9 protein-coding genes are annotated in these 11,649 nt (G+C 68.1%); 4 read left to right on the top strand and 5 right to left on the bottom strand.

Annotated elements, in window-relative coordinates; all coding sequences use genetic code 11:
* The first annotated feature begins 157 nt into the window (after positions 1–157).
* The 3 genes from KVT45_RS32105 to KVT45_RS57785 all read left to right on the top strand — a co-directional run bounded on the left by KVT45_RS32105 (position 158) and on the right by KVT45_RS57785 (position 4,562).
* The gene (locus tag KVT45_RS32105) at positions 158–2,230 is read left to right on the top strand and encodes a carbohydrate-binding module family 20 domain-containing protein (protein ID WP_217552652.1); all 2,073 of its coding nucleotides are present in this window, start codon (positions 158–160) and stop codon (positions 2,228–2,230) included.
* A gap of 118 nt (positions 2,231–2,348) precedes the next feature.
* Positions 2,349–3,656, top strand: coding sequence for a transposase (locus KVT45_RS32100; RefSeq protein WP_254647646.1), 1,308 nt, complete (start codon positions 2,349–2,351; stop codon positions 3,654–3,656).
* A 276-nt stretch (positions 3,657–3,932) separates the two neighbouring features.
* Positions 3,933–4,562, top strand: coding sequence for a DUF4232 domain-containing protein (locus KVT45_RS57785; RefSeq protein WP_308310922.1), 630 nt, complete (start codon positions 3,933–3,935; stop codon positions 4,560–4,562).
* Between the two features lies 1 nt (position 4,563).
* Here the strand turns inward: KVT45_RS57785 and KVT45_RS32090 are convergent, their stop codons facing one another.
* Positions 4,564–5,340 (bottom strand): SDR family NAD(P)-dependent oxidoreductase, encoded by a 777-nt coding sequence (locus KVT45_RS32090; protein ID WP_217552651.1) that lies wholly within the window; start codon positions 5,338–5,340, stop codon positions 4,564–4,566.
* Between the two features lie 87 nt (positions 5,341–5,427).
* Here KVT45_RS32090 and KVT45_RS32085 point away from each other — a divergent pair, with 87 nt between their 5' ends.
* Positions 5,428–6,294 carry a helix-turn-helix transcriptional regulator gene (locus KVT45_RS32085; RefSeq protein WP_217552650.1) on the top strand — a complete coding sequence of 289 codons (867 nt, stop codon included), beginning with the start codon at positions 5,428–5,430 and terminating at the stop codon, positions 6,292–6,294.
* Here the strand turns inward: KVT45_RS32085 and KVT45_RS32080 are convergent.
* The 4 genes from KVT45_RS32080 to KVT45_RS32065 all read right to left on the bottom strand — a co-directional run bounded on the left by KVT45_RS32080 (position 6,270) and on the right by KVT45_RS32065 (position 11,581).
* Positions 6,270–7,643 carry an alpha-amylase family protein gene (locus KVT45_RS32080; RefSeq protein WP_217552649.1) on the bottom strand — a complete coding sequence of 458 codons (1,374 nt, stop codon included), beginning with the start codon at positions 7,641–7,643 and terminating at the stop codon, positions 6,270–6,272. The genes KVT45_RS32085 and KVT45_RS32080 overlap by 25 nt on opposite strands.
* 138 nt (positions 7,644–7,781) lie before the next feature.
* On the bottom strand, positions 7,782–9,443 hold the full coding sequence (locus tag KVT45_RS32075) for a glycoside hydrolase family 13 protein (RefSeq protein ID WP_217552648.1): 1,662 nt from the start codon (positions 9,441–9,443) through the stop codon (positions 7,782–7,784).
* 211 nt (positions 9,444–9,654) lie between these two features.
* Positions 9,655–10,563: a sugar ABC transporter permease gene (locus tag KVT45_RS32070; protein ID WP_217552647.1), complete on the bottom strand. Its 909-nt coding sequence runs from the start codon at positions 10,561–10,563 to the stop codon at positions 9,655–9,657.
* A 13-nt stretch (positions 10,564–10,576) separates the two neighbouring features.
* Positions 10,577–11,581 carry a carbohydrate ABC transporter permease gene (locus tag KVT45_RS32065; protein ID WP_217552646.1) on the bottom strand — a complete coding sequence of 335 codons (1,005 nt, stop codon included), beginning with the start codon at positions 11,579–11,581 and terminating at the stop codon, positions 10,577–10,579.
* Positions 11,582–11,649: the final 68 nt, after the last annotated feature.

Below are 11,649 nucleotides of genomic sequence, written 5' to 3'. Positions count from 1 at the left end.
GGCTCCGACCCGGCGCGACCGTACCGCTAACGAAAGGTTTACAGCAAGAGGCTTGAAACTCACAGCAAGAACTTTCACTGGGCGTATTGACGCGATGTCTCAACTGCCGCACGCTCACGGGTTGTTGAAACCTGTCCCTCTCGCTTCGGAGCCGCACATGACCAGACACCGGCCCCCGGGTGTCTTCCGACGCACGGCCGGCGCAGTCGCCGCGGGCGCCCTGGCGCTCGCGGGTGTGATCGCCCTGCCGGCCACCTCCGCACAGGCGGACACCACCGCCAAGGGCGATGTGATCGCCAACCTGTGGGAATGGAACTGGAACTCGATCGCGTCCGAGTGCACGAACATCCTCGGCCCGGCGGGCTACGGCGCGGTGCAGGTCGCCCCGCCCTCCGAGTCCCTCAAGCAGTCCAACTACTACTGGTGGGACGTCTACCAGCCGTACTCGTACACCCTGAACAGCCGCTTCGGGACGGCGACGCAGTTCGCGTCGATGATCTCCGCCTGCCACGCGGCGGGGGTGAAGGTCTACACGGACGCGGTCATCAACCACACGGCCGCACAGACCGGCACGGGGTACGACGGCACCACCCTCACCAGCAAGTACGACACCCCGGACTGGGATCCGAGCGACTACCACACCTCCGCGGACTGCCCCACCTCCGACCTGACCATCCAGGACTACTCCAACCTCACCCAGGTCCAGAACTGCGAACTGCTGGGCCTGCCCGACCTCAAGACCGGCGCCGACAACGTCCGTTCGGGTCTCGCGGCCTTCCTCAACAAGCAGATCGCCCTGGGCGTCGACGGCTTCCGCGTGGACTCGGCCAAGCACATCCCGGCCACCGACATGGCGGCCATCGTCGCCAAGCTGAACAACACGACGTCCGGTGCGGCGCCGTACGTCTTCGACGAGATCTACCCGGGCTCGACCCCGCAGCCCAGTGACTACTACGGCTCCGGTGACGTCCTGGACTTCACCTACGCGAGCAAGATGAAGTCGGCCTTCCAGGGCAATGTCTCGGACCTGGCGTCGCTGTCCTCGTCCGGCATCCTGCCCGCCGCCAACTCCGTGTCCTTCGTGACCAACCACGACACCGAGCGCAACGGCCTCGACATGAGCTACAAGGACGGCGACAGCTACCGGCTCGCCAACCTCTTCCAGCTCGCCTACAAGTGGTCGACGCCGACCGTCTACTCCAGCTGGCAGTGGACCCAGAGCGACCAGGCACCGCCGAACTCCGCCGGCTTCGTCACCGACACCGACTGCTCCAGCGGCTGGAACTGCCTCGACCGCGACACCGCCGTCGTCGGCATGGTCGCCTGGCACAACGCGACCGGCAGCGCCGCCGTCTCCGACTGGTCGACCAAGTCGTCCTCCGTCATCGGCTTCGGCCGCAGCGGCGCCGGCTTCTTCGCCGTCAACAACGGCTCGTCCTCGGCCACCTACACCTTCGCGACGGGCATGGCCGACGGCACCTACTCCGACGTCATCGACGGCGGCGCCACCAAGGTCACCGTTTCCGGCGGCAACGCGAGCATCACGATCCCCGCGAAGGACGCCGTCGCCTTCTACAACTCCTCCTACACCTGCACGGTCGGCTGCGACGACGGCGGCAGCGGCGGCGGCTCCACCTCCACGGTGACCGCGACCTTCAACGAGTACGCGTCCACCACGACCGGCACCAACGTCTACGTCGTCGGCTCCATCGACGCCCTGGGCTCCTGGGACACCTCGAAGGCGATCCAGCTGTCGTCCTCCGGGTACCCGATCTGGTCGGGCGCGGTGAACGTGCCGATCAACACGTCCTTCCAGTTCAAATACATCAAGAAGGACAGCTCGGGGAACGTCACCTGGGAGTCCAACGCCAACAGGTCTGCCACGAGCGCGACTTCGGCGCTCTCCCTCGACAACTCCTGGAACGTGGCGAACGCCGACGCCACGGACGTCACCTTCAACGAGTACGCCACCACCGCCTACGGCACCAACGTCTACGTCGTCGGCTCCATCGCCTCCCTCGGCTCCTGGAACACGAGCGACGCGATCCCGCTGTCCTCGGCGTCGTACCCGACGTGGAGCAAGCTCGTGATCGTCCCCAAGAGCACCACATTTGAGTACAAGTTCATCAAAAAAGACAGCTCCGGAACCGTGACGTGGGAATCGGGCACCAACCGCTCCTACACAACCGGCACTTCGTCGGGCTACACCACCAACGACAGCTGGAAGTAGCCGCGCAAGCTCGACACCCACGAGCGGGCTCTCGTCGAAACATGTCGACGAGAGCCCGTTCATCTGTGCACCTCTCGAAGCCGTGACCGATCCGCATCGGCGTCGTTGATCCTGTCGCATGAAAGCTGACAGGGGACGCAAGTACCGCCTGTACCCCACCCCGGGGCAGGAGGAGGTCCTCACCGCATGGGGGCACTCCGCACGGGCTTTGTGGAACGTGGCACTGGAGCAACGTCAATACGTCTACAAGCAGCGCGGCGTGACGCTGCGTTCCGTGGAGCAATGCCGGTCACTCACGGCCGCGCGGGCCGAGATCGGCTGGTTGCGGGAGCTTCCCGCCACCGCGGGGCAGCAAGTGCTGCGTCAACTGGATCTCGCCTACGAGAACTTCTTCAACCCGTCACATCCTGCGGGGTATCCACGCTTCAAGAAGCGCGGCAGCCGCATGGGCTTGTCTTTTCCAGGCCAGACGGTCGAAGTCCGCAAACTCAATCGGCACTGGGCGGAAGTACAGGTTCCCAAGATCGGCTGGGTGCGGTTTCGTCTGTCGCGTGCCCTGGGAGGGACGCTTCGCAACGCCACGATCAGCAGGAACGGCACCGGCCGGCACGTCTCGTTCGGGGTTGCCACAGGGGTCGAACCGGCTCCGCCGCTCGACAGGCCCGGGTGCGGAGTGGATTTCGGGGTCGCGGCCTCGGCATTTGTATCCACGGAGGAACAGCCGAGGCTGATGCCTCGGACGCTCTCCGCATCCGAGAAGGCCGGGCTCAAGCACCTCGAACAGAAGAAGGCCCGGCAGGTCGCGTACGCCAAGAAGCACCAGGGAGGCCGCTACAGCAACCGGCTCCGTCGCACCATCGAGCAGATCGCGAAGATCAAGGCCCGGCAGGCCAACCGCAGAAGAGACTTCACACACAAACTCACCACCGACCTCACCAAGAACCACGGCTACGTCGGCATCGAGAACTTGAGCGTGAAGAGCATGACGAAGAGCGCCAGCGGAACCGCCGAACTTCCAGGCGCCAAGGTGAGGGCCAAGGCGGGGCTGAACCGCTCGATCCTCGACAACTGCCCCGGCGAGCGCCGTCGACAGCTTGACTACAAATGCCCGACGTACGGGTCGGAACTGAGGTTGGTTCCCGCCTTTCACACATCCAACACCTGCGGGAATCCCGACTGCGGAAAGGTCGATCCGGAGTCACGACCGGGGTGTGGCCGACTCTTCGTCTGCGTGCACTGCGGATTCGAGGACGACGCCGACCATAATGCCGCCGTCGAGATTCACGCCCGAGCCCGCCGGACGGGTGGCTCGGTCACCAACAGCACGCGCAGACGCCCTTCGGCGTCGAGTCCCGGCCAGCTCCGGAGGCGGATGCGTGAAACCCAGCTCGCCGCCCATGGCGGCAAGGGGAATCGCAGCCAGTGAACGGCGGCGAGAATCGTCAAAAGTATGTCAAGAAGGACCCATTCTGGACGTTCGCCGGACCACAAGGCCCGTTTGGCAGGTTTGAACGAAAAGCCGCAAACATCCCTCTCGCTGAGCTAGCTGCAAGGCGAGCTGTCCCGCGTCCAGGAAAGATTCCGCGGCACGGCGCGAACAAATCCGCGGTGTCGTGCATCGAACCTCGTGTACAGCACCAGAGGACGGCACGGGGCGCACACCGCGCCCCGTGCCGCAGGACACGAGTGGAGCGCCGTCGCCGTGAACGAAGACCTGAACACCTACCGCACCGACACCTCCGACACCTCCGACCTGGGTGCCGCCGGGTCCGCCGGCAGGCACCGTGCCCGCCGCGGGATCAGCCGCGCCAAGCTGGCCGGAGGCGCGGCCGCCCTCGCCGGTCTGGGCCTCGTCTGGGCGGGCACCGCCAATGCCGCGACTCCGGCCGCCGCCAAGGCCACGCCCACCTGCTCCGCCGCCGCGCTCAAGGCCACCTTCGGCCAGCAGCTCGCCGGCGGCATGAACCACCAGGGTGTCGTCATCACGCTGCGCAACCTGAGCGGGAAGACCTGCGCGCTGCGCGGCTACCCCGGCCTGGGTCTGGAGAACTCCGCGCACAAGGCGATCACGACCCACACGCACTGGGGCAACACCTGGTACGCCAAGGACCCGGGCAAGAAGACCCTCGTCCTCAAGGACGGCCAGAGCGCCGAGGCCGTCGTCGCCTGGACCCATGCCAACACCGGCACCTCGGGCGCGGTGCACGCCTCCTACCTGGAGATCACGCCGCCCGCCTCGACCAAGCACAAGACGCTGGCCTTCCCCCAGTGGGTCGACCACGCCGACCTCTCCGTCACCGCGCTGGCCAGGCACATCAACGTCACGCCGTGATCTAGGCCCGCGCCCCGCCGTCCACCCGCAGCACCGTGCCCGTCACATAGGAGGCGCGGTCGCTGAGGAGCCAGGCGGCGGCCTCGGCGATCTCCTCGGGGTCGGCCGTGCGGCCCAGGGGGGTCGTGGACCTCATCCGGTCGATGACGCCGGGGGTGGCCGCCTCCCATTCGCGGACCATGTCGGTGAGCGTGCCGCCGGGGGCGATGGCGTTGACGCGGATGCCCTCGGGGCCGTAGGTGACGGCCGCTGACTCGGTGAGGCTGTTGACCGCTCGTTTCAGGGCGCCGTAGACCGGCAGGACCGGGTTGGCCCGCAGGCTGCCGACGGAGGAGTTGTTGACGATGGCGCCGGTGCCGGCGGTGGCGCGGATGGCGCGGATCTCGGCGGTCACGGCCAGCCAGACGCCCTTGAGGTTGACGCTGGTGATGTGGTCGAAGTCCGCCTCGGGGAGTCCGTCCATGGGGCCGGGGTGCTGGATGGTCGCGCCGTTGTTGAAGGCGAGGTCGAGGCGGCCGTAGACCTCCACGGTGCGGTCGACGGCGGCACGGATGCTCGCCGCGTCGGCCAGGTCGCAGACCGCGTAGTCCGCGCTGCCGCCCGCCGCCCTGATCTCGTCCGTGACGGTCTTGAGCTGCTCCTCCGTGCGGGCCGCCAGCAGGACCCGGGCGCCCTCGCGGGCGAAGAGCCGGGCGGCGGCCGCGCCGATGCCGCGCCCGGCACCGCTGATGAACGCCACCTTGCCGGTCAGCAGACCGGGATTCACTGTGTTCTCCATGCCTTCGAGCCTGCGTCCGGGCGTCCGGCCTCATCCAGGCACCGGCGGTACCTGGATGGGGTCGGGCACCCGGCGCACACTGGTGGCGTGGACAGGCAAGAACTCGCGGCGTTCCTGCGCAGCCGGCGGGAGCGGATCTCCCCCGCCGAGGTGGGACTGCCGCACGGCCCGCGCCGCCGCACGCCCGGGCTGCGGCGCGAGGAGGTGGCGCAGCTGGCGTTCATCTCGGCGGAGTACTACACACGCCTTGAGCAGGCCCGGGCGCCGCGGCCGTCGCGTGAGGTGCTGGGCGGGCTGGTGCGGGCGCTGCGGCTGTCGGACGCCGAGCGCGGGCATCTCCACCATCTCGCCGGAGCGCCGCCGGGGCCGCCGCCCGGGCCCTCGCGCGAGGTCCGGCAGAGCCTGCTCGACCTGCTGCACCGGCTTCCGCAGGCCGCCGCCTTCGTGACCTCCGCGACCTTCGAGGTGCTCGCCTGGAACGACCTGGCGGCCGCCCTCATGGAGGACTTCTCGGCGCTGCCCCCGCGCGATCGCAACCTCATGCGCCGCGCCTTCCTCACCCCGCGCCCGGCGGGCAGCAGGCTGTACGGGGTGTCGGACGTGGACGCCTTCGCCCGGCTCTCGGCGCAGCGCCTGCGGGCCGCGGCGGGCCGTTTCCCCGACTCGCCCGAGGTGACCGGCCTGGTGGCCGAACTCCTCGCCGGGAGCGAGGAGTTCAGGCGGCTCTGGGAGTCGCACGACGTGTCCGCCGAGCCCACCCTGGTCAAGACCTTCCGGCATCCGGTGGTGGGTCCGGTCACCGTCAACTGCGACGCCCTCGACATCACCGACCGGGACCAGCAGGTCGTGATCTACACCGCGACCCCGGGTTCACGGTCCGAGGAGGCGCTGCGGCTGCTGTCGGTGATCGGCACCCAGCGGATGGACCCTCAGCAGGCGGACTTCCCGGCGTAGATCGCCAAGGCGGTGTTCGAGGCCAGGGTGGCGGTGAACTGGCCGCTCGAATTGACCGTCACCGACGTGTTCGCCTGCACGTTGCAGTACGTCCCGGCCGGCAGTGACGTCTGGTACGTCCGGGTCAGGGAGCCCGACTCGTGGTTGATGGCGACGTATCCCTTCGCGCCCCGCCCGAAGGCGATCGCGTCGGCGCCGTCGTCCCACCAGTTCGTCATCGACTCGCCGCGCACCGCGTTGCGGAAGGCGACCATGCGGATGATCTCCGGCCAGGCGTGCTGGCACTTCCAGCCGTCCTGCCAGCAGGCGTTGACGACACCGTTGTTGGGCGGCCCGGCGTCGGCGTCCGACCATTCGTAGCCGGAGTTGATGTCCGGGGCGCCGTACGGGTAGGCGAGCATGAAGACGTTGGCCAGGGTGTAGTTGGCGCCGTCCTTGTAGTTCAGCGTGGAGCCGTTGCGCTCGGTGTCGTGGTTGTCGACGAAGACCCCGGCGACCGAGCTGCTCATGTACCCCCAGCCCTCGCCGTAGTTCTTCAGATAGGCGAGGTTCTCGTCGTTGAAGACGCGCTTGAGGTCGTAGGCGTACCGGAACTCCTGGACGTCCCCGTTGCCGGTGTACTCGGTCGGCTGGACGGCCTCGCCGGCGCCGTAGATGACCTCCTGCTTCCAGTACACGGACGGATTGGTCAGCCGGGTCTTGATGTTGGCGAGGTCCTCGGCCGGGATGTGCTTGGCCGCGTCGATCCGGAAGCCGTCGACGCCCAGGCTGAGCAGGTCGTTCATATAACCGGCGATGGTCTTGCGGACGTACTCCTCGCCGGTGTCCAGGTCGGCGAGGCCGACGAGTTCGCAGTGCTGGACGTTCCAGCGGTCGGCGTAGTCGGAGACGAGCGAGGTGCAGTCGTCGAAGTCGTACGAGGAGTACAGGCCGGGGTAGTTGTACTTCGTGTACGACGAACCGCCGGTGCCGGTTCCGCTGCCCGCCGACATGTGGTTGACGACGGTGTCGACGACCACCTTCACACCGGCCGTGTGGCAGGTGTTCACCATGTTCTGGAAGGAGGTGCGGTCACCGAGTCTGCCCGCGATCTTGTACGAGACCGGCTGGTACGACGTCCACCACTGCGAGCCCTGTATGTGCTCGGCGGGCGGGGAGACCTGGACGTACCCGTAGCCTGCCGGGCCCAGGGTGTTGGTGCACTCCTTGGCGACCGAGCCGTAGTTCCACTCGAAGAGGACGGCGGTGACGTCCTTGGTGCCGGGCGGGGAGGCCGACGCGACGGACGGGGTCATGACAACGCTACAGGCGGCCAGCGCCAGTGCGGCGGAGAGGGTCTTACGTGCCATGTGGGGTTCCTTCGCCATTGAAGGCTCTTGCAGAAACGTTGCTGAAATCTTGCGGTTGCGCAGATGTTAAGGGCCCGCCACCCAGTTGGGTAGCGGGCCCTGTGAAGTTGCTGCAAGAAGTTACCGGGTGACGGCCCGTCAGGCCGTCGTCCACCACACGGTGGTGTCGGCCGGCAGCTTCGCCTCGCCGTCCGCCTCGGTCAGCTCACCGCTGGCGAGCAGCACCCTGCCGTACGCCGGAATGGTCACGGACTCGCCGCCGGTGTTCGCCACGCACACGAACTCCCCGCGCCGGAAGGCGAGGACGCCCTCCGGGGAGCGCAGCCACTCCACCGCGTCGCCCGCGCCGAGGTCGGCCTGCGCGCGGCGCACGCTCAGCGCGGAGCGGTACAGCTCCAGGGTGGAACCGGCCGTCCCGGTCTGCGCCTCGATGCTCAGCTCGCCCCAGCTCGCGGGCTGCGGCAGCCAGCTGCCCCCGGCCCCGAAGCCGTACGACGAGCCCTCCCGCGTCCACGGGATCGGCACCCGGCAGCCGTCGCGGAAGCCGTCCTGGCCGGCGCCGCGGAAGTACGCGGGGTCCTGGCGGACCTCGTCGGGCAGGTCCACGACGTCCGGGAGGCCCAGCTCCTCGCCCTGGTAGATGTACGCCGATCCGGGCAGCGCGAGCATGAGAAGGGTGGCCGCCCTGGCCCGGCGCAGGCCGAGGTCCCGGTCCCCCGCCGTGCGGATCTGTGTCCCCAGTCCCGGCGGGTTGGCGAAGCGGGTGGCGTGCCGGGTGACGTCGTGGTTGGACAGCACCCAGGTGGCGGGGGCGCCGACCGGGCGCATGGCCTCCAGGGTGCGGTCGATGACCTTGCGGAGCTCGGCGGCGTCCCACTCCGTGCTCAGGTACTGGAAGTTGAACGCCTGGTGGAGCTCGTCCGGGCGGACGTAGTTGGCGGTGCGCTCGACCGTCGGGGTCCAGGCCTCGGCGACGAAGATACGCTCGCCGGCGTACTCGTCGAGGACGTGCCGCCACTGCCGGTAGATCTCGTGCACGCCGTCCTGGTCGAAGAACGGCATGACATCGTTGCCCAGCAGCTTCAGCTGGTCGGCGCCGCCGAGGTCCGGCAGCCCCTCCGCCTTCACCAGCCCGTGGGCGACGTCGATACGGAATCCGTCCACGCCCATGTCCAGCCAGAACCGCAGGATGGAGCGGAACTCGTCGCCGACGGCCGGGTGTTCCCAGTTGAAGTCGGGCTGCTCCGGGGCGAAGAGGTGGAGGTACCACTCGCCGTCGGCCAGTCGCGTCCACGCCGGCCCGCCGAAGATGGACTCCCAGTCGTTGGGCGGGAGTTCGCCGTTCTCGCCCTTGCCCGGGCGGAAGTGGTAGCGGTCCCGCAGGGGCGAGCCCGGGCCCTCGGCCAGCGCCCGCTTGAACCACTCGTACTGGTCGGAGGAGTGGTTCGGGACCAGGTCGACGATGATCCTGAGCCCCAGCCCGTGCGCGTCCCGGATCAGCGCGTCGGCGTCCAGCAGGTTGCCGAACATGGGGTCCACGGCCCGGTAGTCGGCAACGTCGTAGCCGGCGTCGGCCTGCGGGGAGGCGTAGAACGGGCTGAGCCAGACGGCGTCGACACCGAGGTCGCGCAGGTACGGGAGTCTGGCACGCACGCCCTCCAGATCACCCATCCCGTCGCCGTTGCTGTCGGCGAAGCTGCGCGGATAGACCTGGTAGATCACCGCGTCCCGCCACCAGTCGCGGCGACGGGCGACGGTGGCGATGGCGGGGGCCGGTGCGGCGGATTGCTGCTGGCTCATGGCGTCCTTGATGCGTCGTAACAGGGTCATCGGGTCAGAGGTGAATACGGCGGTGGGGTGACGAGGCGGCCGCGGTCACAGCGGGGTCGGATGGAGACCGCGGCCGCCACCCCGCGCCCCGAGGGCAGCGCCCCGAAGGGGCGCGGGGAACTGCGCGACCAGCCACGACGGCGCCGCAGACGAACGACTGCCCTCGTGGCTCAACCAACGGTCAGCCCTTGGTTCCGCCGGCGGTGAGGCCGGTCACCAGGTTCTTCTGCACGAGGTAGAAGAACACGGCCACCGGTATCGCGATCAGCACCGCCGTCGCTGTCATCAGGTTGCGCTGCGCATCGTGCTCGCTGATGAAGCTCTGCAGGCCGACGGCGAACGTGTACTTGTCGTCGCTGAGCATGAACGTGGAGGCGAAGGCGACCTCGCCGAAGGCGGTGAGGAAGTTGTAGAACGCGGCGACCGCGAGGCCGGGCTTGGCAAGGGGCAGGATCAGCCGGGCGAACGTGCCGAACGGGGAGAGCCCGTCGACCCGGCCGGCCTCGTCGATCTCGAAGGGGATGGTGTCGAAGTAGCCCTTGAGCAGCCATGCCGTGTACGGCACGACGGTGGTGCAGTAGACGAGGATCAGCCCGAGGTAGCTGTCGATGAGGCCGAGCCGCGACAGGATCTGGTACATCGGCACGATCAGCACGGCGATCGGGAACATCTGGGTGAGCAGCAGCAGCCACATGAACTTCCGGTAGCCGGGGAAGCGCATGCGGGAGACCGCGTAGCCGGTGGTGGAGGCGAGGATCAGGCCGATGACCGTGGTGCCGCCGACGACGATCATCGTCGTCTTGAACCAGTCCCAGAACCCGGTGTGCTGGAGGACGAACGAGTAGTTGTCCAGCGTCATCTTGTGCCAGATGCCGCTCGGGTGCAGGTAGTCGTCCTTGTCCGGGCCGAGGGACAGGAAGATCAGCCAGCCGACCGGGAAGAACGCGATCAGGCTCGCGACGGCGAGGATGCCGTGGATGACGGCGCTGCCCAGCGGGCCGCGCTCGTCCCTGCGGCGGACACGGCGGGTGGTCGTCACGGGGGCCTCCTCGGCGACCTGGGCGGAGGTCCGGACAGTGGTCGTACTCATGGGAACTCCTGTCTCAGATCGCGAGCTGCTGGTCGTTGCGGTTGAGCCAGCGGCGGTAGAAGGAGGTGAAGACGATCAGGATGGCCAGCAGCAGCATGCCGTAGGCGGCGGACTGGGCGAAGTCACGCGGCTGCTGCCCGAAGCCGAGGTAGTAGGCCCAGGTGACCAGGATCTGCGCGTCGGGTGCGGTGTCGCCGAAGAGCAGGAAGATGACGGCGAACTGGTTGAACGTCCAGATGATGCCGAGGAGTACGACGGTGGAGCTGACGGACCTGAGCCCCGGCAGGGTGACGTACCGGAAGCGCTGCCAGGCGCTCGCGCCGTCCATCTCGGCGGCCTCGTACAGCGTGCCGTCGATGGACTGGAGGCCGCCGAGCAGCGAGAGCATCATGAACGGCACACCGCACCAGGTGTTGACGAGGATGGCCGCGGCCCGCTGCCAGAAGGTGTCCTCCAGCCAGGCGGGTTGTGGCAGATGCAGGAAGTGCAGGGTGCTGTTGACGATGCCGCCGTCGGCGAGCATGAACCGCCAGCCGAAGACGGTGACGAAGGTCGGCACCGCCCAGGGCAGGACCAGGACCATGCGGTAGAAGGTGCGGCCGCGGAACTTCTCGTTGAGCAGCAGGGCGAGGCCGAGACCGATCGTGTAGTGCAGGGTGACGCAGAGCGCGGTCCAGACGATCGTCCAGAGGAAGTGGGACCAGAAGCGGTCGTAGGACGTCGGTCCGAACAGGATGTCCTTGTAGTTGTCCAGGCCGATGAACTTGTAGGTGGCGTCGATGTGGTTGACGCCGATGGTGCGGGCGGTGTTGAGGCTGTTGGCGTCCGTCAACGTCAGGTAGAAGCCGTACACCAACGGGTAGACGACGAGCGCCCCGAGGACGACGGCCACGGGCGCGACCATCACGTAGGCGTACCAGTACTTCTGGTAGCCGTTCTTCAGCCGCTGGCCCAGCCCGGGGCGGGGCGCGCGGTCACCGTGGCGTTTGCCGGTCGCGCGGTCGATGGCGACTGTCATGGTTCGACACCTTCTGGTCTTCCGGGATCGGGCTGGGCACAGGCCGGTGGCCGCCGGAGCTCTCCCCC

Origin of the sequence: Streptomyces sp. GbtcB6 (assembly GCF_019091475.1) — a bacterium.
In the GTDB taxonomy this organism is placed as follows: domain Bacteria; phylum Actinomycetota; class Actinomycetes; order Streptomycetales; family Streptomycetaceae; genus Streptomyces; species Streptomyces hyaluromycini.
Note: the sequence above shows the minus strand (reverse complement) of the source record. Positions and strands in the feature narration are given on the sequence as shown.